Origin of the sequence: Pseudomonas paraeruginosa, assembly GCF_003025345.2 — a bacterium.
In the GTDB taxonomy this organism is placed as follows: Bacteria; Pseudomonadota; Gammaproteobacteria; order Pseudomonadales; family Pseudomonadaceae; genus Pseudomonas; species Pseudomonas paraeruginosa.
The window spans coordinates 5972744-5993737 of sequence record NZ_CP020560.1 but is presented as its reverse complement, the minus strand read 5'-3'; the positions used below and the strand labels follow the sequence as shown (position 1 = coordinate 5993737).

The 20994-nt window shown below is 63.6% G+C and carries 19 protein-coding genes; 12 read left to right on the top strand and 7 right to left on the bottom strand.

The window, feature by feature from the left end:
- Positions 1-8: 8 nt before the first annotated feature.
- Entirely contained in the window at positions 9-1415 is a 1407-nt protein-coding gene (locus tag B7D75_RS28335) for a hypothetical protein (RefSeq protein ID WP_176540973.1), read from the top strand.
- Positions 1412-3040 carry a hypothetical protein gene (locus B7D75_RS28330; RefSeq protein ID WP_033996971.1) on the top strand — a complete coding sequence of 543 codons (1629 nt, stop codon included), beginning with the start codon at positions 1412-1414 and terminating at the stop codon, positions 3038-3040. Before B7D75_RS28335 ends, B7D75_RS28330 begins: the two co-directional genes overlap by 4 nt.
- On the opposite strand, the gene B7D75_RS28325 is transcribed toward B7D75_RS28330, so the two are convergent.
- The 5 genes from B7D75_RS28325 to B7D75_RS28305 are packed head-to-tail and all read right to left on the bottom strand — an operon-like array spanning position 2984 to position 8264.
- On the bottom strand, positions 2984-4042 hold the full coding sequence (locus tag B7D75_RS28325) for an acyltransferase family protein (RefSeq protein ID WP_034080699.1): 1059 nt from the start codon (positions 4040-4042) through the stop codon (positions 2984-2986). The genes B7D75_RS28330 and B7D75_RS28325 overlap by 57 nt on opposite strands.
- A 57-nt stretch (positions 4043-4099) precedes the next feature.
- A complete protein-coding gene (locus B7D75_RS28320; protein ID WP_107114623.1) occupies positions 4100-5779 on the bottom strand; it encodes a glycosyltransferase family 39 protein in 1680 nt (559 codons plus the stop codon).
- Positions 5780-5819: 40 nt separating this feature from the next.
- Positions 5820-6557, bottom strand: coding sequence for an SDR family oxidoreductase (locus tag B7D75_RS28315; protein WP_003152555.1), 738 nt, complete (start codon positions 6555-6557; stop codon positions 5820-5822).
- A 4-nt stretch (positions 6558-6561) separates the two neighbouring features.
- Complete coding sequence (locus B7D75_RS28310; RefSeq protein ID WP_107114622.1) at positions 6562-7863, bottom strand: FAD-binding protein; 1302 nt, start codon at positions 7861-7863, stop codon at positions 6562-6564.
- Complete coding sequence (locus tag B7D75_RS28305) at positions 7863-8264, bottom strand: GtrA family protein (RefSeq protein ID WP_003152552.1); 402 nt, start codon at positions 8262-8264, stop codon at positions 7863-7865. The genes B7D75_RS28310 and B7D75_RS28305 overlap by 1 nt, the downstream gene beginning before the upstream one ends.
- Here B7D75_RS28305 and B7D75_RS28300 point away from each other — a divergent pair.
- The 10 genes from B7D75_RS28300 (at position 8201) to wbpZ (ending at position 18805) form a co-directional block, all read left to right on the top strand.
- On the top strand, positions 8201-9184 hold the full coding sequence (locus tag B7D75_RS28300; protein ID WP_260394481.1) for a decaprenyl-phosphate phosphoribosyltransferase: 984 nt from the start codon (positions 8201-8203) through the stop codon (positions 9182-9184). The genes B7D75_RS28305 and B7D75_RS28300 overlap by 64 nt on opposite strands.
- 1 nt (position 9185) lies before the next feature.
- On the top strand, positions 9186-9605 hold the full coding sequence (locus B7D75_RS28295) for a divergent PAP2 family protein (RefSeq protein ID WP_003152549.1): 420 nt from the start codon (positions 9186-9188) through the stop codon (positions 9603-9605).
- Between the two features lie 179 nt (positions 9606-9784).
- The gene (locus B7D75_RS28290; RefSeq protein ID WP_107114620.1) at positions 9785-10696 is read left to right on the top strand and encodes a GDP-mannose 4,6-dehydratase; all 912 of its coding nucleotides are present in this window, start codon (positions 9785-9787) and stop codon (positions 10694-10696) included.
- A complete protein-coding gene (gene gmd, locus B7D75_RS28285; RefSeq protein ID WP_003152544.1) occupies positions 10693-11664 on the top strand; it encodes a GDP-mannose 4,6-dehydratase in 972 nt (323 codons plus the stop codon). Before B7D75_RS28290 ends, gmd begins: the two co-directional genes overlap by 4 nt.
- Before the next feature lie 3 nt (positions 11665-11667).
- Positions 11668-13107 (top strand): mannose-1-phosphate guanylyltransferase/mannose-6-phosphate isomerase, encoded by a 1440-nt coding sequence (locus B7D75_RS28280; RefSeq protein WP_053817950.1) that lies wholly within the window; start codon positions 11668-11670, stop codon positions 13105-13107.
- On the top strand, positions 13107-13904 hold the full coding sequence (locus tag B7D75_RS28275; RefSeq protein ID WP_012078020.1) for an ABC transporter permease: 798 nt from the start codon (positions 13107-13109) through the stop codon (positions 13902-13904). The genes B7D75_RS28280 and B7D75_RS28275 overlap by 1 nt, the downstream gene beginning before the upstream one ends.
- Positions 13904-15169, top strand: a complete 1266-nt coding sequence (locus B7D75_RS28270) for an ABC transporter ATP-binding protein (protein ID WP_107114619.1) — start codon at positions 13904-13906, stop codon at positions 15167-15169. The genes B7D75_RS28275 and B7D75_RS28270 overlap by 1 nt, the downstream gene beginning before the upstream one ends.
- Entirely contained in the window at positions 15166-16548 is a 1383-nt protein-coding gene (locus tag B7D75_RS28265; RefSeq protein WP_107114618.1) for a glycosyltransferase family 4 protein, read from the top strand. The genes B7D75_RS28270 and B7D75_RS28265 overlap by 4 nt, the downstream gene beginning before the upstream one ends.
- On the top strand, positions 16532-17659 hold the full coding sequence (locus tag B7D75_RS28260) for a glycosyltransferase family 4 protein (protein WP_034080688.1): 1128 nt from the start codon (positions 16532-16534) through the stop codon (positions 17657-17659). Before B7D75_RS28265 ends, B7D75_RS28260 begins: the two co-directional genes overlap by 17 nt.
- Positions 17660-18805 (top strand): D-rhamnosyltransferase WbpZ, encoded by a 1146-nt coding sequence (wbpZ, locus tag B7D75_RS28255; RefSeq protein ID WP_034080687.1) that lies wholly within the window; start codon positions 17660-17662, stop codon positions 18803-18805.
- A gap of 55 nt (positions 18806-18860) precedes the next feature.
- Here the strand turns inward: wbpZ and B7D75_RS28250 are convergent, their stop codons facing one another.
- Positions 18861-19064: a DUF1127 domain-containing protein gene (locus B7D75_RS28250; protein WP_003096877.1), complete on the bottom strand. Its 204-nt coding sequence runs from the start codon at positions 19062-19064 to the stop codon at positions 18861-18863.
- A gap of 377 nt (positions 19065-19441) precedes the next feature.
- A complete protein-coding gene (locus tag B7D75_RS28245; RefSeq protein WP_053814835.1) occupies positions 19442-20935 on the bottom strand; it encodes an acetyl-CoA hydrolase/transferase family protein in 1494 nt (497 codons plus the stop codon).
- Between the last annotated feature and the right edge of the window lie 59 nt (positions 20936-20994).

Here is a 20994-nt window from a genome sequence, read left to right as displayed (position 1 = left end):
GGCGGTTCGTGAGGCTCGATCGGGAGGAGTGGGGGTGCGTACTCGCGGTGCTGGCGGCCGTGTTGTTCGTTCGCCTGGCGATGGGCTTCGAGTTTCCGATTCCCTGGAATGACGAAGCGGCGTTCATCTCCCAGGGATTCGAGTTCAGCCGTACGGGGAGCTTCTATGTTTTCGGCTTGAACACCGAGCGGGTGGTGATGTGGATGCCGCCAGGCTTCATGCTGCTGCTGGCTGCGGCCTACAAGGTTTTCGGCTATAGCTTCGAGCTGTCACGCTGGATTTCCTGCCTGCTCTATCTTGGCGCTTTCGGGGTTGCCCTGGGCATCCTGAGGAGCCTGCGCCTGGAGGGCTGGGTGCGTCTGGTGGCTCTGGTCCTGACGGCTCTGGCGTTCGTCTCTCCTTATTCGCTGGCGATCTCCAACATGGCGCGGATGGAGGCGCTGTACGCCTTGTTGTTTCTCGCCTCCCTCCTGGCCATGTTACGCGAGCGCCCCGGGCTGGGGCTGGCCCTGGTGCTGTTTGGCGCCACCGTGCACTTCAACGCGGTCTACATGCTGTTGCCCTACCTGGCACTGATCGGCTGGAAGATCCTTCGCCGCGAAAGCCTGACGCTGACCCCGGGCGAGCTGCTGGCGCTATGCCTTTCCACCCTGGCGCTGGCGGCCTATGGCGTATTTGTCGTCAGGCACATCGGCGGCTTTCTCGAGGACATGAAGTTCCAGTTCGACTTCAAGCTGGGATGGGCGGTCATGGATGGGCCGATGGGATGGTTGCAGGTGGGGGCGATGGTGGCCCTGGCAGCCCTGCAACTTGCCTGGCGTCGGCGTTTTTGCCGCGAAGCGATGCTTTCGCTGTATGCCGCGGGCTTCATGGCGTTGGCGCTGAATGGCCATAACATGTGGTATGGCTTCGCCTTTGTATTCGCACTCTGGCTACTATTGCTGAGCGTGCTGCTGAGCTTTGCAGGGTTGGCGCGGCGACCGCTCTTCAAGGGGCTGTCACTGCTGGTCGGATGCCTGCTCCTGCTGCCGTTCGCGGTGCATGGCTGGAGCAGAAGCGATGTCTTCGTACCCTTGTGGCCGCGCGCCGAGCTGCTTCAGCGGCCGTTCCTGGCACCCTCTGAAATCGCCAAGGTTCGCGCCTGGATCGCGACCCTGCCGCCGGAGACTACCGTCTCCTTTGGTTACTCGGGGGTCGAGCCTTTCTTCTTCGCCGATCTGGCCAGGGCCGGCGTGCGCTGGAGCATTCCCGGCCACAGCGTGACCCAGGTGCTGCCACCACGCCGTAACGACTACCGGGTGTTCTGCGACAGCGCTCTTTTCCCCACCTACCTTGCGCGTTTCGACTGGGATGGGTTTCCTCGCAAGAGCGCCGATACCGGCTGTGTCATTCTGCCCGCGGGAGGTGAAAGATGAGGCAGGCCGTGGACCTCGGCGGCGGTCGCCGCTCCGCCCTGGGGGGCATGCTGGCCGGCCTGCTGGGACCGGCTTTGCTCGCCTTGGCGTTGTTGCTCTTCCTCCTCGAAGGCTGGAAGCCGATCGAACAGATGGATGATGCCTACATCTCCTATCGCTATGCGCAGAACCTGGTGAACGGCCATGGCCTGGTGTTCAACGCTGGAGAGTGGGTGGAAGGCTATACCAATCTATCCTGGACCCTCATGGTCGCCGCGGGGATGTGGCTGGGCATGGACGGACCCCAGGCCGGGCACTGGCTGGGGCTGTTCTGTGGGCTCGGGCTGCTGTGGGCCAGCTACCGCTATGCGCAGCTCGTCCTGCCGCGCGGCGGCCACTGGTTGGCAGGCGTGGCGCCGCTGTTGATTCTGGCAAGCAACAGCTTCGCCTGCTGGAGCCTGTCCGGCCTGGAAACACCGCTGTTCGCCTGGGCTGTGACGGCAGCCCTGCGTGCCTATGCGCTCGGGCGCATGGGGCAGGTCGCGGCCTGGTCGATCTGCGCCAGCCTTACCCGCCCCGAAGGGGCTCTGCTGGCCGGCGTGCTGCTGGGCTGGGACTGGCTGATGCGGGTGCGTCAGCGTCGGCCTTGCGACCTGAAGGGGGTGTTGCGTCTCTCAGGACCGGTGCTGGCCTATGCCATCTATTTCCTCGGCCACCTGCTGTTCCGACTCCATTATTACGGCGATTATGTTCCCAATACCTTCCATGCCAAGGTGGGCGGCATTCCATTGAGCCGGGGCTTCGACTATCTGTATGGTTTCCTGAAAGATGGAGCGGGACTTCTCTTGCTCCCCGCGCTATGGGGATGGAGGCGTTTTCCGGAGGTGCGAATGGGGGTTGCCTATCTTCTGGCGACCTGCCTGTACATTCTTCTCGTGGGGGGCGATGTGTTTTCCCATGGAAGATTTCTGTTGCCGGTATTCCCGGTACTGGTCGTCGCGGCACTCGCCGGTGTCTACCATGTTGCCCGACAGCGGCGGATATTCGGCTGGTTGTTGGGGGCGACGCTGCCGGCATCGATGCTGGTCGCCTTGTATATCGGTGATGGAAGTGCCGGGAGATTGTTAGTCAATGCCGTGCAGAGTACGGATGCGGCGCAATTTCCTTACTCGGCGAAGCGCGCCCAGGCTCGCAATCATAGGTTCATCTTCACTGCGGAGCATATGCGGCAGTGGATGCAGCGCCTTGCTCGGCTCCAGCCACCGGTGCGCCTGGTTGCGGCGATCGGTATCGGCCAGCCGGGTTATTTCGCCGGGGACATGCGCATCCTCGACCTGGTTGGCCTCACCGATCGGCATATAGCCAAGAGCGAGAGAACGCTGCCGAACACCTTGATCCTGCCCGGCCACCACCGTACGGATGCTCCCTACGCGTTGGCACGCAAGCCCGATGTGATCATGATTCCACGCAAGGACGACCCGAATATTCTGATCCCGCTACCGGCGATGCGGGATCTATGGAACCAACCGGCCCTGCAAGAGGAATACTACTGGGACGATGACCTGGGTACCTATCTGCGCAAACCTGAACTACGCCGCCGAGCCCAGTCGCCCCGAGGCCATGCTGGCGAAGCCCCGCCTGCGTAGGCGATACGCATCGATCGACGTCTGCAGGCGCAACAGTAGCCAGGATATCCCCAGCGACAGCGCAATGCTGGCGGGGATCGCCGCGCCTTGCTGGCCCTGGTCGAAACCGAGCAGTTTTTCGCAAAAGAAGAATGCCAGGAAATGGCTGATGAAGATCGGATAGGCGAGCCGGCCGAGCAGGTTGTCAGCCTTCTTCAGCCAGACGTTGTCAGGACGGGCTCCTAGCGCGGCAGACAGCAATGGCCAGGCCAGCACGGCGCCCAGCAGTAACTCCATGACGAAGGGATGGCTGAACAATCCAAACGTTGGCGCCACGACCAGCAACAGGCTGGCATAGACAAGCCAGAGCGCGAGAGGGATCCAGGCATAGCCGGGCTCTTCGCGGCGGGCATGGGCATAGCCGAAGAGGAAGAAGGTCAGCGCGCCAAAAATGAACCGATACCCGAAGTTATCGCTGTTGAAGGGGCCGCTGCCGAAGAACAGCGCCGTTACCTGGATGCTGGCCGTCACCGCGAGCACGGCGAGAAACGCCCTTCTCGGCAGTAACGCTATCGTGGGTAGAAGCAGATAGAAGTGGAATTCTGCGGCCAGCGACCAGGCCGGCGGTACGATGGGATGAGGCAGCAGTCTTTCTACCGTCAATGGTTCGAAGACGTAGTTGGCCGGCAGCAACGCCAGGTTGAGCAATACTTTTTCCAGGCTGGCCGGCTGGTTCATGAACAGCACATGCTGTGCCGGGCCGAGCCAGGCGATAGCGGCGAAACTGGCCAGTACGACCAGCCCGTACTGGGGAAAGAGCTTGAGAAAACGATCGGTATAGAAACTGCGGACTGGCGTAGCGGAGTGGCTGACGAAGCGGCGATAGCTGCGCTGCATCAGATAACCGCTGGTGAAGTAGAAGACGATGACCGCGACTACTCCTGGATTGAAGTGGAAGTTGCTGCCGGTGGCATGTGAAAGCAGCACCAGGAGCGCCAGTATGAAGCGGGTGATGCCGAGCATTTCAGCCTCTTTTCCGGTGATAGGTTCGGTGCGGCTAGCGCCGAGCGGCCCATGTCATCAGTCCACCGCTAGGAGGTGGAATGCCATTCCAAGGATGCGTGTGTCCGCCGTACCGGGTGGATGGGCGTCGGGAAGTGCGAAATCGAGGCGGTTCAGGCCGTCATGCAAGAGGCCGGCTGGCACCTGGATACGGATGTCATGTTCGCCGCCCTGATAGGCGCCTTCGAAAACGAGGGTGCCGTTCAGGCAAACGGCCAGTCGCTGGCTGCCGAGAAAGCCTGCCTGCAGGGAAAGCCGGCCGGACAGCGTGGAGGCATTTTCCAGCTTGAAGCTCAACGTTGACGCGGTGCCTTCGGTCCAGCGAAAACCGTTCTCGATCACGGAAAAACCGTCGAAGCCGGCATTCGGTTCATCATAGGTGATTCGTACCTTGCCTTGCAGCGGTGGCATGACTGCCAGGTGGAAGTGATCCAGCCGCTCCTGCTGGCGATGCTGGGTGTTGAGGAACGGCGGATAGCTCCAGTCGAACAGGAGTTCCGGATGCTCGTCGATGTTCGGTGCGGCGTTCCATTGCAGGGCATAGGTATTGTATAGACCCTGATAGCTATTAACGAAGATAGAGAAGGCGGCGAGGACGGCGAACAGGGCGAGGGCCGGCCGCCGCCATTTTTCCAGCGATGCCAGGCAGACGGCAGTGCCGAGCAGTAGACCGGGAAGCGCGTCGACCATCAGCCGGGAGCCATACGACCAGCCTGCCCACCAATGGGGGAAGCGGGAAACCGTCAGGTAGTGCAGCAGGGGCCATCCCAGGGCGAGGATCAGTAGCGGCAGGTTTCTCTTTTGCTTCCAGAGCAAAAAGGGCAGGCACAGGATCGGCAGCAGCAGGAATGGCGAGTAGACCAGCAGTCCTCGGGCGGGGCTCAACAGATTGCCGTAGAGGGCAGTCGCGAACTGGGTGCCTTCCAGGCGCTTGGGCAGGTAATAGTCCGGCAACGGTTGACCGAACTCATGGAAACTCCAGAGCACGAAAAGCATCAATAGCCCGCCTTGCACCAGGGCGGCTGCGATCGCCGTTTTCCAGCTCCTGGTCATGAGAAAGGCGAGCAGGGCTGGAGCCAGCAGGGCCATGGTCGGTCGGCAGAGATAGGCCAGGAACAGGGACCCGCCGATCAGAGCGAACTTGCCGGTAAGCGGTCTTTCCCTGAGCGCAAGATAGATGGCCAGGCTGGCGAACAGCACCGCCAGGTCGTGGGACCAGAGCGCGGTGCCGAGCGTGCTGGCATAGGCGCTGCCGAACCAGCCGAGGGCGGTCAACGCCAGGCTTGCGTCACGTCCCAGATAGAGGCGGGCGGTGCGATAGAGCAGCAGGAGTATACCGATAGCGCAGAGCGCCACGATGATCATCTGCATGGTGGGCTCGTGTTGGCGCATGTCCACTCCAGCGGCGTTGGCGATTGCCACGACTGGAGTGGCAAGCAGGGCGCTGCCGAGGGGAAAGTAGTGGTAGTAGTGGCCGTTCTTCTGCTGGATGACGTACCCGTAACTTTGCAGTAGTGGCTCGCCCAGGCTGTCGAGCTGGATCGTGCCATGCTGAACCAGTGCCTGGCTGACCAGTAGAGTGGCGCGAGGATCGCTATTTGTATTGTGGTTGCGCTGGGTTACCAGGGTCAGAAGCAGCAGGGACAGGACAACGATCCATAGGAGGCGCTGTCGATCCGCGAGAAAACCGGTGGCCATGGCGTGTTCTTGTTCTTCTGTGGCTGATGTTGACGTTGGCTCAGAGGCTCAGCTTCTTGAAAAGACGTTCTGGCAGCAGCCGTATGATGACCATGATCGGAAGCCAGAAGCCTGGTGTATAGAGGACATCGCGGCCTCTGGCGATCGCTTTCTCGATATCTGCGGCGACCTTCTCCGGGCTTGCCCACAATGGCCCCTTGGGAAAGGCCGCAGTCATCGGTGTATCGACGAATCCGGGCTTGATGGTGAGAACCTGCACGCCGCTCTTGCCGAACCGGTTTCGTAATCCCTGCAGGAACAGGCTCAGCGCGCCCTTGGCGGTACCGTAGACATAGTTCGACTGGCGGCCGCGGTCGCCGGCCACCGAGCCGATCACGGCGATGCAGCCGGAATTCTGGGCCTCGAAATGCTTGGCCAGCTCGGTGAGCAGAGCGATCACGCTGAAGGCGTTGATGGTCAGTTCGCGCAAGGTCAGATCGACGCTCTGCTCGCACGCTTTCTGGTCGCTCAATGTGCCGTGGGCGATGAGCACCTGGTCGAGGCCGCCGAGGGTCTCGATGCAGGAGTGCACCAGGACCGGGTAGTCGTTGTTCGTGGCCGCATCGAAGCCGAGGGTATGTACCGCGGCAGCACCGCGTACTTCCAGATCGGTTGCCAGCAGTTGCAGGCGTTCGCGATCACGGGCCAGGAGCAGCAGTGTGGCCCCTTGGGCGGCGAAGCGACGGGCGGTGGCTTCGGCAATGGCAGAGGTGGCACCGACGATCAGGATCTTTTTCATCGATTCAGTCCAGACCCAGGCGGCGGGCCTGGAGGGAAGTGAATTTGCCCAGGGCGCCGTAGCGTTCCCGGATTTCCTGGAAGTTTTCCCAGCGGGGATAGCTCTGTTTGAAGGTGGCTGCGCTCATACGCGCGTCCTTGGCCAGATACAGTCGTCCGCCATGATCGAGCACCATGCGGTCCAACTCGTCGAGCAGGGGCAACAGGCTTGCATCCATCTTGAAGTCCAGGGCCAGGGTGTAGCCCTTCTGCGGAAACGACAGCGGGTTTTCGTTACCTTCACCGAAAGCCTTGAGCACCGCCAGGAAAGAACCACGGCCCGAGGCCGCTATACGTTCGAGGATACGTCTCATGCCGGGCAGGCCGGCGCTGGCGGGAATGACGAACTGGTATTGCAGGAAGCCGTTGCGGCCGTACATCCTGTTCCAGTCGCCGATACCGTCCAGCGGATAGAAGAAGCTTCGGTAGTCGACCCGCTGCTCCACGCGGGGCTGGCGAATTCGCTGGAAATACAGGCTGTTGAAGACGCGCACCGAATAGTGATTGAGCAGGGCCGATGGCATTTCCAGCGGAACCGCAAGCGCGCGCCTGGGCGGCAGTTCCAGCCCGCCGTGCGAAGAATGCTCGCCGAACATCAGCAGCGAGCGGCCAAGTGAGGCGCCATTCGCCAGGCAGTCTATCCAGGCCACCGAGTAGGTGGCAGCCGCCTGCTGCTCGAATAGCTCGAAGGCTTCCTCGAGATTGTTCGCCTTGCAGGTGACCTGGTCGATCCAGGCGCTGGGCACGCGCCTCAAGCGCAGGGTGACGTCGACCAGCGCACCGGTAAGGCCCATGCCGCCGCAGGTTGCATGGAACAGATCGGGGTGCTCGTTGCGCGAACAGTGCAGCAGGTCGCCATCGGCCATCAGCAGGCGGAAGGAGTCGACGAACTCGCTGAAGCAACCATGCAGGTGGTGGTTCTTGCCGTGGACGTCGCTGGCGATGGCTCCGCCGACGGAGATATGAGCGGTGCCTGGGGTTACCGGAAGGAACCAGCCGCGTGGCAGGAAGGTAGCGGCCAGGTCGGCCAGGGTGGTGCCCGCTTCGCAACGAAGTACGCCGGTAGGTTCTCCGAACGATTGCAGGTGATCGAGGTTCCGGCTATCGGCGATCGATTCGCCAAGGGCGCTGTCGCCGTAGCTTTTCCCATGGCCGCGAAGGGTGATCCCGGAGGATAGCTGGATGCGACGGCGCAGTTCGTCCACGCTACGCGGCGACACGAGGGTGGCGTCGATACGGGGATAGCGTCCCCAGCCGAAGACTTCCATCAGGTATCCGCCATGCCGAAGACGAAGCGCCGGTCGAGCTTGTACTTGGCGAAGTAGCCGACGGCGAGGCCTATCACCCCACCCAGGTAGCGCATTTCCTTGCTGTCGAAGAGGTGGTCGAAGGTGAATTCGAACCCCCAGAATATTGCGGTGGTGAATACACCCATCAGCGCATAGAGCAGGAAGGTCTGGCTGTCGTGGGAAAGGTTGTTGGCTTTGAAACGGAAAATGTAGCGCTTGTCCAGCGCATACTTGACCAGCAGCCCAACGGCAGTGCCGATCATGATGGAGAGGGCCATGGCGTAAGGGCCGAAATACAGACGAGTGCTCAACTCCTGTGCCCCGATATTGCAGATTGTTGCGATCGCCGCCAATAACGTGTAGATCAGGGCCAGCTTCATCACCAACTCTTCCAGTTCCAGCTACCCGAGGCCAAGTGGGCATGCATACTACCGTAGAGCGGAGCTCCTCTCTAGCGCAGCTGAAGGGGCTATTGGCGCTAATGAGACCCAGGCAGTGGGTCAAGAATGCTTTCGTGGTTGCGCCACTGCTTTTTTCCGGCGAGTTCCTGCAGGTCGACGCGGTCCTTCATGCCCTGGCCGCGTTTCTGCTCTTTTGCCTGGCCTCCTCCGCTACCTATATCGTCAACGATCTGCACGATATCGAGCGTGATCGCCTGCACCCGAAGAAGGCCCTTACCCGCCCGCTCGCTTCGGGGTTGGTGTCGCCCCTGCAGGCGAAGTATCTGCTGGCGCTCCTGTACCTTGCATTGCTCGGCGGCCTGCTGATCAGTCCGCCGGTGATCATGGTGATCGGCCTGTACCTGCTGTTGAACCTGGCCTACACCTTCTTCCTGAAGCATCAGCCGGTACTGGACATCTTCACTATCGCCTTGGGGTTCGTATTGCGTGTCTATGCCGGGGCGGTGGCGCTAGCGGTACCGGTGTCTTCCTGGATGTTCGTCACCACATTGTGCCTGGCGCTCTATCTGGCTGCGGTCAAGCGACGTCAGGAACTGGCCAGGAACGGCAGCCAGAGCCGTGAAGTCCTGCAGCACTATTCGCTGGCGTTGGTTGATCGTTATGCGGAAATGTCTGCAACCGGGGCTTTGCTGTTCTACAGTCTGTTCGTGATCACCAGTCGAGAGGAACTGGTGGTGACCATTCCGCTCGTGCTGTTCGGTCTGTTCCGGTACTGGTATGTGGTGGAAGCCAAGGAGGGTGGTGAGTCGCCGACCGATGCCCTGTTGTCCGACTGGCAGCTTCTGGCGACAGTGGTCCTCTGGGGGCTGGCCTGCGCCTATGCGCTCTGGCCGCACTGAGATGAAGGATTACTCCTACCTGATCACTCCTTTCCTGGCCTGGCTGGTGGCTGGCAGTTGCAAGTTCGTGATCAATAGCCTCAAGGCAGGAAAACCGGCTTTCGGCCTTATCGGTTATGGTGGCCTGCCAAGCAACCACAGCGCCATCGTCGGCAGCATGGCCGCTCTCATTGCTCTGCGGGAAGGTATCGGCCATCCGGCTTTCGGCGTGGCCGTCACGCTGGCCTTCATCGTGGTGCTCGATGCCAACAGCCTGCGACGGCAGATCGGACTGCAGGCGCGGGCGATCAACGAGTTGCGTGACAGCCGTGAAAAGGGCGCATTGCGTGAGCGCATGGGGCACAGTCGGACGGAGATTCTCGCCGGCCTGCTGGTGGGGAGTCTGGTGGCCTGGCTGGTGGTGCTCGTGCTGCCCGTCTAGGTGGTGTCGGCCCGCCCGGCGAGAACCGGTCGGTCACGGTATCAACAGTTGAATTCACCCCATTTTTGGCACAGATTGTTCGAAACATAACAATACGACTCCCGATGCCCTGGAATCCCTGCTCCTGAACGGCCAATAGCAGTAGCCAGCATCAGGAGATTGACCGATAGGTAGCCGAATTGAAAAAGAGCCTCCTGGTGACCGGTCTGAACGGATTCGTGGGCCGTCATCTGCGGCAGCGCATCGAAAGCCACGATTTGCCTTGGTCCCTTCTGCCTCATCCCGCCTTCGATCTGGCGGTCCCCGAGTCGCTGGAAAGTTGGCGATGCGAAGTGCCCGACGCAGTGATTCATCTCGCTGGGCAGACCTTCGTGCCGGACTCCTTTCTCGATCCGCGTCGGACTTTCGAAGTCAATTTTCTGGGGACGCTTTCTCTTCTTCAGGCACTGAAGCGTAACGGTTTCGCCGGCACCTTCCTCTACGTCAGCTCCGGCGACGTCTATGGCCAGGTGCCCGAAGCGGCGTTGCCGATCCACGAAGAGTTCCTGCCCCACCCGCGCAACCCCTATGCCGTGAGCAAGCTGGCGGCCGAGTCGCTGTGCCTGCAGTGGGGCATCAGCGAAGGCTGGCGGGTGCTGGTGGCGCGGCCGTTCAACCACATCGGCCCGGGGCAGAAGGACAGCTTCGTGATCGCCAGCGCCGCGCGGCAGATCGCCCGGATGAGGCAAGGCCTGCAGGCTCATCGGCTGGAAGTGGGGGACATCGACGTCAGCCGTGATTTCCTCGATGTCCAGGACGTGCTGTCAGCCTATCTGCGGCTGCTCTCCCACGGGGAACCGGGGGCCGTCTATAACGTCTGTTCCGGTCAGGAGCAGAAAATCCGCGACCTGATCGAACTGCTGGCGGATATCGCCCAGGTCGAGCTGGAAATCGTCCAGGATGCCGCCCGGATGCGCCGGGCGGAACAGCGCCGGGTCTGCGGCAGTCATGCCCGCCTGCGCGACGCCACGGGGTGGAAGCCTGAAATAACCATAAAACAATCCCTGCGGGCGATCCTGTCCGACTGGGAGTCACGGGTACGAGAAGAATGACAAGAAATGCACTGGTAACTGGGATCACCGGTCAGGACGGAGCGTACCTGGCCAAGCTGCTGCTGGAAAAAGGCTATCGCGTCCATGGCCTGGTGGCGCGGCGCAGCAGCGACACGCGCTGGCGCCTGCGCGAACTGGGGATCGAGGACGACATCCAGTACGAGGACGGCGACATGGCCGACGCCTGTTCGGTGCAGCGCGCGGTGATCAAGGCCCAGCCGCAGGAGGTCTACAACCTGGCGGCGCAGAGCTTCGTCGGTGCCTCCTGGAACCAGCCGGTGACCACCGGCATCGTCGACGGCCTGGGGGTGACCCACCTGCTCGAGGCGATCCGCCAGTTCAGCCCGGAAACGCGCTTCTACCAGGCTTCCACCAGCGAAATGTTCGGCCTGATCCAGGCTGAGCGCCAGGACGAGAACACGCCGTTCTACCCGCGCAGCCCCTATGGCGTGGCCAAGCTCTATGGCCACTGGATCACCGTCAACTACCGCGAGAGCTTCGGCCTGCACGCTTCCAGCGGCATTCTCTTCAACCATGAGTCGCCGCTGCGCGGCATCGAGTTCGTCACGCGCAAGGTCACCGACGCCGTGGCCCGCATCAAGCTCGGCAAGCAGCAGGAATTGCGCCTGGGCAACGTCGACGCCAAGCGCGACTGGGGCTTCGCCGGGGACTACGTCGAAGCCATGTGGCTGATGCTGCAGCAGGAAAAGGCCGACGACTACGTGGTAGCCACCGGCGTCACCACCACCGTGCGCGACATGTGCCAGATCGCCTTCGAGCACGTGGGCCTGGACTATCGTGACTTCCTCAGGATCGACCCGGCGTTCTTCCGGCCCGCCGAGGTCGACGTCCTCCTGGGCAACCCGGCCAAGGCCCAGCGCGTGCTCGGCTGGAAACCCAGGACCAGCCTGGAAGAGCTGATCCGGATGATGGTCGAGGCGGACCTGCGACGCGTAGACCGGGAGTGAGCCATGCTGATTCCCGTGGTGCTTTCCGGCGGCGCCGGCACTCGCCTTTGGCCGGTGTCGCGTGAAGGTCAGCCGAAACCGTTCATGCGCCTGCCCGATGGCCAGACCCTGCTGGGCAAGACCTACCGGCGCGCCGCCGGGCTCCTGTCCGGACCTGGCGACATCGTCACGGTGACCAACCGCGACTACTACTTCCAGAGCAAGGACCAGTTCCAGGAAGCCCGCCTGGGCCGGCTGCGCGGACACTTCCTGCTCGAACCGGCGGGGCGCAACACCGCCCCGGCGATCGCCGTCGCGGCGCTGGCGCTGCAGGCCGAGCATGGCGACGCGGCGGTGCTGGTGGTGATGCCGGCCGATCACCTGATCCGCGACGAAGCGGCCTTCCGCGCGGCGGTCGAACATGCCGCGCGCCTCGCCGCCGCCGGCCACCTGGTCACCTTCGGCGTGGTGCCGAGCGCGCCGGAAACCGGTTTCGGCTACATCGAACTGGGCGAGCGGCTGGACGAGCGGGGCGCGGCCAGGGTGCGCCGCTTCGTCGAGAAGCCCGACGAGCAGACCGCCCGGGGTTACCTGGAAAGCGGCAACTTCCTGTGGAATTCCGGGATGTTCTGCTTCACGGCGGCGACCCTGGTCGACGAGCTGGCGCAGCATGCGCCGGCCCTGCTGGAGCAGGCCAGGGCCTGCCTGGCCGCCAGTGCAGCTGTGCAGATGGCCGATGGGGTCCAGCATGAACTGGCGGGCGAAGCCTTCGCCGCGCTACCGGACATCTCCATCGACTACGCGCTGATGGAGCGCTCCGCGCGGGTCGCGGTGGTGCCGGCGAGCTTCGACTGGAGCGACATCGGCTCCTGGGGCGCCATGGGCACGCTGCTCGACGCGGATGCCGAGGGCAATCGCGGCAGCGGCGACACCCTGTTCGTCGACACCCGCAACACCTTCGTGCAGAGCGACGGGCGTCTGGTCGCCACGGTCGGGGTCGACGACCTGGTGGTGGTGGATACTTCCGATGCGCTGCTGGTCGCCCGCGCCGATCGGGTCCAGGACGTGCGCAGGGTGGTGCAGCGGCTGAAGGACGAGCGGCACGAGGCCTATCGGCTGCATCGGACCGTCAACCGTCCCTGGGGCAGCTATACCGTCCTCGAGGAGGGGCCGCGCTTCAAGATCAAGCGAATCGTGGTCAGGCCGGGAGAGCGCTTGTCGCTGCAGATGCACCATCACCGCAGCGAGCACTGGATCGTGGTGCAAGGCATGGCCAGGGTCACCAATGGCGATGGCGCGCGGCTGGTCAACAGCAACGAGTCGACCTACATTCCCGCGGGCCACCAGCATCGCCTGGAGAACCCAGGGGTCATCGACCTGGTGATGATCGAGGTGCAGAGTGGGGAATACCTGGGAGAGGACGATATCGTCCGCTTCGAGGACCAGTACGGCAGGGTGGTCTGATGCTTCTTGGCTTGTCTCGTTCCTTGTGGGGCTATCGCGGATTCGTGCTCGGCAGCGTCAAGCGCGAGTTCCAGTCGCGCTACCGCGGCTCGCTGTTCGGCGCGCTGTGGACGGTGCTCAATCCACTGTCGATGATCGTCGTCTACACGGTGATCTTCTCCCAGGTGATGCGCGCGCGCCTGCCCGGCGTCGACGATGGCCTGGCCTATAGCGTCTATCTCTGCGCCGGCCTGCTGACCTGGGGCCTGTTCGCCGAGATCACCCTGCGCAGCCAGGGCATGTTCATCGAGAACGCCAACCTGCTGAAGAAGATCAGCTTCCCGCGCATCTGCCTGCCGGTCATCGTGCTGCTCAACGCCGCGGTCAACTTCGCCATCATCCTCGTCCTGTTCCTCGGCTTCCTCGCCCTCAGCGGGCGCCTGCCCGGGGCGGCGCTGTTGGCGCTGGTGCCGCTGCTGGCGATCCAGGTGCTGTTCGCCGCCGGACTGGGGATGATCCTCGGGGTGCTCAACGTGTTCTTCCGCGACGTCGGCCAGCTGTTCGGCATCTGCCTGCAGTTCTGGTTCTGGCTGACGCCGATCGTCTATCCGATCGGCATCCTGCCCGAGGGTATCCGCTCGCTGATCGAGCTCAATCCGATGACCGCGCTGATGCGCAGCTACCAGCAGCTGTTCCTCCACGGGCAATGGCCGGACTGGCCTTCATTGCTGCCGATCACCCTGCTGGCGCTGCTGCTGTGCGCGCTCGGCCTGCGTCTGTTCCGCCAGCGGGTCGGCGAAATGGTGGATGAACTCTGATGGGACAGATACGCGTATCCGGCCTGGGCAAGGCCTACAAGCAGTATCCGAATCGCTGGAGCCGGCTGTTCGAATGGCTGGTGCCGTTCAGTCCGCCGCGCCACCACCTGCACTGGATCCTGCGCGAGGTCGAGTTCACCATCGAGCCTGGCGAAGCGGTCGGCATCGTCGGGGTCAATGGCGCCGGCAAGAGCACTCTGCTGAAGATGATCGCCGGCACCACCCAGCCGACCTGCGGCGAGATCCGCGTGGCCGGCCGGGTCGCCGCGCTGCTCGAATTGGGCATGGGCTTCCACCCGGACTTCACCGGCCGGCAGAACGTCTTCATGGCCGGGCAACTGCTGGGCATGCAGGTCGAGGAGATCCAGGCGCTGATGCCGGAGATCGAGGCCTTCGCCGAGATCGGCGAGGCCATCGAGCAGCCGGTGCGCACCTACTCCAGCGGCATGCAGATGCGCCTGGCGTTCAGCGTGGCGACTGCCCGGCGGCCGGACATCCTGATCGTCGACGAGGCCCTGTCGGTTGGCGATGCCTATTTCCAGCACAAGAGCTTCGAGCGCATCCGCAGCTTCCGCAAGGCCGGCACCACCCTGCTGATCGTTTCCCACGACCGCTCGGCGATCCAGTCCATCTGCGACTCCGCGATTCTCCTGGAGCAGGGACGGATGGCCATGCGTGGGCGGCCGGAGGAGGTGATGGACTACTACAACGCCCTGCTCGCCGAGCGCGAGGGGCAGACCGTGCGCCAGGAAATGCTCGCCGACGGCCAGGTGCGGACCATCTCCGGTACCGGTGAGGCGGCGATCCTCGACGTGCGGATGGTCGACCAGCGGCAGCGCGCGCTGGAGGTGGTCGAGGTGGGCCAGCCGGTGGCGCTGGAGGTCGAGGTGGAGGTACGCCAGGACATCGAGCGGCTGATCCTCGGCTTCATGATCAAGGATCGCCTCGGCCAGCCGATGTACGGGATCAATACCCACCGCCTGGACAAGGCCCTCACCGACCTCAAGGCCGGCGAGCGCATCACCTACCGCTTCGCCTTCGACATGCGCCTGGGCAAGGGTCACTACTCGGTGGCGCTGAGCCTGTCGCGGCTGGACTCGCACCTGGACCGCAACTTCGAATGGCGCGACTACGGCCTGGTCTTCCATGTCATCAACAACCGCCGGGAAGACTTCGTCGGTTGCGCCTGGCTGGGCGCCGAAACCCATGTCAGCCGCTCCACCGAGGCGGCGCTGGACCCCACCTCCGCGGAGAGCACTCCATGACGCGTCTGCTGGTCGAATGCACCTATGTGTTCGAGCATCCCAAGGTCAATTCCGGTATTCAACGGGTGGTGCGCAACGTCATCCGCGAGTTGCCGGAAGCCGACGAGACGGTGGAATGCATCCCGGTGGCGATGCTCGACGGCACCCTGTACCAGGTCCATAGCCTGGCGCCGCTGGACCCGCGTCCGCATTCGCCGCTGGTACGCCTGCGCATCCTGCTGGAGCGGGCCGCCAACTACTTCTGGCTGGGCCAGCGCACCCTGGAGAAGCGCCGCCCGTTCCGTTCCTCACCGTGGGCCCGGCGCCTGCTCTACATAGCTTGCCGGCTGTTCGCCTTCGCCTTCCTCAGCGTTCCGCTGCGCCTGCTCGACCGTATCCTCGGCAAGCAGCAGCCCGCACCCGTTCGCGCGACCCCGCTCGAACATCGGGCCGGCGACCAGCTGGTCTTGCTGGACTCCTCCTGGCACGCCGATTTCTTCCCGCTGGCGGAGCGCCTCAAGAGCGAGGGCGTGGGCATCGTCTCGGTGATCTACGACCTGATTCCCCTGACCCATCCGCAATTCTGCGATGCCGGCCTGGTCAAGGTGTTCAACCACTGGTTCGACTGGATCGCGGCCACCGCCGACGGCTACGTCGCGATTTCCGAGACCATCCGCGACGAGGTACGCGCGGAGATGCTGCGGCGCATCGGCCCGGAGAAGGTCGCGCAACGCTGGTTCGACTATTTCCACCTGGGCTCGGAGCTGGACCTGGTGGAGGACGGCGCCGCCGTCGAGCCCGACCTGCTGCGCATGTTCAAGGCCAAGGTGCCGGTATTCCTGATGGTCAGCACCATCGAGCCGCGGAAGAACCACGGTTATCTGCTGGATGCCTTCGAGCGCGCCTGGGCCCAGGGCTCGCAGGCGCGGCTGTGCATCGCCGGACGCATCGGCTGGAAGTGCGAGGCGCTGGTGGAGCGGGTGCGGCAGCATGCGGAGCTGGGCAAACGCCTGTTCATGTTCAACGATCTCTCCGACAAGAGTCTGGAGTACGCCTATTCCCACGCCGCGTCGCTGGTCTTTCCATCCTACGTGGAGGGCTTCGGCCTGCCGCTGGTGGAGGCCATGCAGCGCGGCCTGCCGGCGATGGGCAGCGATATTCCGGTGTTCCGCGAGATCGGTGGCGAATTCATGGCCTACTTCGATCTCGCCGATCCGCAGACCCTGGCGAGCCTGGTCACCCGCTTCGAGGCCACGGGCGAGTTCCCGGCCGAGCGACCGGTCGGCGAATGGCGCTGGATCGGCTGGCACGAGGCGAGTCGGCAACTGATCGCGCGGATCCTGCTCGCCCTCGGCAAGGCGTCGGCGCGAGGCGAGGCAGTACATGCGGATTGCGGTTAACGCGCGGATTCTCCAGGCGCCGCGGACCGGCATCGGACATTACCTGGTCGAGCTGCTGGGTGCGCTGCAGGCCCATGCCGACCTCGAGTTTTCCCTGTTCCATGGCTGGGGCTGGAGTGGCGACCTGCCGGCGGCGGCATTGCCCGGCTACTCGCGCCTGTCACCCTGGCTGCGCAGCGTGCCCGGCGCCTACCGGGCACGGCGCTGGCTAGAGCAGCGGCGCTTCGAGCGCGGCCGGCCAGCGGTCGATCTCTACCACGAGCCCAGCCTGTGGCCGCTGGAATTCGACGGGCCGCTGCTGATGACCCTGCACGACCTGACTCATTTGCGCTATCCGGCGACGCAACCCGCCGCTCGCTTGCGCGAAATAGAACGCCGGTTGGCGCGCGGGGTGGAAAAGGCGCGGTTGATCCTGACCGACTCGCAGGCGATCGCCGACGAGGCGCAGGCGTATTTCGGCCTGCCGCGCGAGCGCTTTGTGGTGGCGCCCCTCGGCCATGCCGCGCGCTTCCGCCCGCGGGACCGGGAGTCCCTGCGCGAGCCCTTGCGCACGCATGGTCTGGTGCCGCGCGGGTATTTCCTCTGCGTGGGAACCCTGGAGCCGCGCAAGAACCTGTCGCTGGCCCTGCGCGCCCACGGGCAATTGCCGGCGGCGATCCGCCAGCGTTTTCCGCTGATGATCGTCGGCATGCCAGGTTGGGAGAGCCGCTCGCTCAACGACGAGTTGCGCCAGGCCCTGGCCTCCGGAACCGTGCGGTTGCTCGGCTACCTGCCGGACGAGCGGGTCGCCGAACTGCTGGCGGGCGCGCGGGCGCTGGTGTTTCCCTCGCTCTACGAGGGCTTCGGGCTGCCGGTCCTGGAGGCCATGGCCAGCGGCACGCCGGTGTTGCTCACGCGGCTTTCGGCGATGCCGGAGGTGGCCGGCGAGGCGGGCAGCTATATTGACCCGGATGATGCCAATGGGCTATCTGACATGCTGGTCCGCATGACCGAGGATACCGTCTACTGGGAGCATCGCCGGGAAGCCGGCCTGCGACGGGCGGAGCAGTTTTCCTGGGAGCGTTGCGCGAATCTCACCGCTGCAGCCTATCGCCGTGCCGTGGAGGGCTGAATGCGGGTACTGCACTTCTACAAGACCTACCTGAGCGAGACGGTAGGCGGGATCGAACAGGTGATCTTCCAGCTTTGCGAAAGCAGCGGGCCGTGGGGGATCGACAACCACGTCCTGACCCTGAGCAGCGATCCGCATCCGCCTGTCGTGCCCTTCGGCGGACATGTGGTGCATCGCGCCAGGCTCGACCTGCAACTCGCTTCCACCGGTTTTTCCCTGAGCGTGTTCAAGCAGTTCCGCGAACTGGCGGCGGAGGCGGACGTGGTCAACTACCACTTCCCCTGGCCGTTCATGGACCTGGTGCATTTCCTCACCGGTATGAACAAGCCGAGCGTGGTCACCTACCATTCGGACATCATCCGCCAGCGCCTCCTGTTGAAACTGTACCGGCCGCTGATGGGTCGCTTCCTTCATAGCGTCGATCGGATCGCGGTGGCGTCGCCCAACTACTTCAGCACCAGCGACGTGCTCCGCCACTACCGGGAAAAGACCCGGGTGATCACCTACGGCCTGGACAAGGCCTGCTACCCGAAGCCTGCGGCACAGCGTCTGGAGCACTGGCGCGAGAAGCTCGGGCCGCGGTTCTTCCTGTTCGTCGGGGTGATGCGCTACTACAAGGGCCTGCATATCCTGCTGGATGCGTTGCAGGGCACCGATTACCCGGTGGTGATCGTCGGTGCCGGGCCGTTGCAGGCCGAGCTGTATGCCCAGGCCGCGGCGCTGGGGCTGCGCAACGTACACTTTCTTGGCCGGGTGGACGACGAGGACAAGGTCGCCCTGCTGCAACTCAGCTACGCCATGGTCTTTCCGTCGCACCTGCGTTCCGAAGCGTTCGGCATCTCCCTGCTGGAGGGCGCGATGTACGGCAAGCCGATGATCTCCAGCGAGATCGGCACCGGCACCAGCTACATCAATATCCATGGCGAGACCGGCCTGGTCGTGCCGCCCAGCCAGCCGGCCGCGTTTCGCGAGGCGATGCGCTGGCTCTGGGAACATCCGCAGCAGGCGGAGGAAATGGGCAGGAATGCGGAGGCCCGCTATCGGCAACTGTTCACCGCCGAGGAAATGGGGCGTCGCTGGAGCGAGCTGTATCGCGAAATTTTGGAGGAAAAGGCTTCCTCCACATGCGCGAAGGCCGCTCGGTAAGGAGCGGCCTTCGGTACAGTTCAGGCAGGCCTGAACCTTGGCATAACAGTGTCGCTTAGCGCCAGAACGGCTTGTTCAGTTCGGCGTAGCGCTGGGCTTCGCTGATGCCGGCATCGGCGAGCAGGCGGGAGTCCAGGCGGGCCAGCTGGCGACGGCTCTGGATGCGGCGCTGCCACAGTTTCATGGTGCCCAGCAGGCTGCTGCTGCGGCGGTTGGAGCGAGCGATGTCGAAAGTGTTGGAACCGAGGGTACGTTCCATGATGTGTCGATCCTTCCCACTTGTGGTGGGTAGTCAGGTTGCCAGTGATTAACTGAGCAATATGATCTGACTAACAGGTCAACAAGAATAGGAACAGTTGCGGAGAATTGCGTTGGATCACCGGGGTGTGTTTCCTGACTGTATGGGTTGTTTCGGAGCGTAACTGTACCGCTCCGCACTTTTATGGTGCGTTACCGAAAGAAACAACGAAGTGTTACAGCTGGAAAATCGAAAGGGCCAGGTCGGCGTGTTGCGCTGGCGGCAAGAAAAAAGGCCGTCGAAAAATGTTTTTACGTGGTTTTTTCTGCTCTGTCCAGACGCCCGGGCGAATTAATCGCCCGGGCGCGGGAAATAGTTGCGGATGAAACGGTTCAGCTTCAACTGGCCAGCATGTGTCCGCGTTCTTCCAGGTTCAGGTGCCAGGCCAGCGCTTCGCGCAACAGGTGGGGGGTATGACCGCCCTTCGCACAGGCCGCCTCGAAGTAATCCAGCAGCGGCGCCTGGTAGGACGGGTGGACACAGTTCTCGATGATCACCCGGGCCCGTTCGCGAGGCGCCAGGCCGCGCAGATCGGCGAGGCCCTGCTCGGTGACGAGGATGTCGACGTCGTGCTCGGTGTGGTCGACGTGGCTGACCATCGGCACCACGCTGGAAATGTTGCCGCCCTTGGCGATCGACTTGGTGACGAAGATCGCCAGGTGCGCGTTGCGGGCGAAGTCGCCGGAGCCGCCGATGCCGTTCATCATCTTCGTGCCGCCGACGTGAGTCGAGTTGACGTTGCCGTAGATGTCGAACTCCAGCGCCGTATTGATGCCGATGATGCCCAGGCGACGCACCACTTCGGGGTGGTTGGAGATTTCCTGCGGGCGCAGCACCAGCTTGTCCTTGTAGCGCTCCAGGTTGCCGAACACATCGGCGTTGCGCCGCGGCGACAGGGTGATCGAGCTGCCCGAGGCGAAGCGCAGCTTGCCGGCGTCGATCAGGTCGAAGGTCGAGTCCTGCAGCACTTCGGAGTACATGGTCAGGTTCTCGAACGGCGACTCGATCAGGCCGCACATCACCGCGTTGGCGATGCTGCCGATACCGGCCTGCAGCGGGCCGAGGCTGTTGCTCATGCGCCCGGCGTCGACCTCGCGCTTGAAGAAATCGATCAGGTGGTTGGCGATGGCCTGGGTCTCGCCGTCCGGCGGCAGCACGGTGGATGGCGAGTCCGGCTGGTCGTTGATGACGATGGCGACGATTTTCTCCGGCGGAATCGGGATCGCCGTGCTGCCGATGCGGTCGTCGACGCGGGTCAGCGGGATCGGCGTGCGGGTCGGCCGGTAGGTCGGGATATAGATGTCGTGCAGGCCTTCCAGATTGGTGCTGTGGGCCAGGTTGATCTCGACGATGACCTGCCTGGCGAAGATCGCGAAGCTCGCCGAGTTGCCCACCGAGGTGGTCGGCACGATGTGGCCCTGCTCGGTGATCGCGGCGGCTTCGATGACGGCGATGTCCGGCAGCTTCAGCTGGTGGTTGCGCAACTGCTCGACGGTTTCCGAGAGGTGCTGGTCGATGAACATCACTTCGCCGGCGTTGATCGCCTTGCGCAGGGTGCTGTCGACCTGGAACGGCATGCGCCGGGCGAGCACGCCGGCTTCGGTGAGCTGCTTGTCGAGGTCGTTGCCGAGGCTTGCGCCGGTCATCAGGCTGATGCGCAGCGGGCGTTCCCTGGCGCGCATGGCCAGCGCCTGGGGGACGGCCTTGGCCTCGCCGGCGCGGGTGAAACCGCTCATGCCGACGGTCATGCCGTCCTGGATCAGGTCGGCGGCTTCGGCCGCACTCATCACCTTGTCGAGCAGGGAGGGCAGGCGCACGCGATCACGGTACATGGAACGAACCTCAGACGACGAATTATTAGAGGCCGCCAGTCTAGGGTTTCCGCGATTTT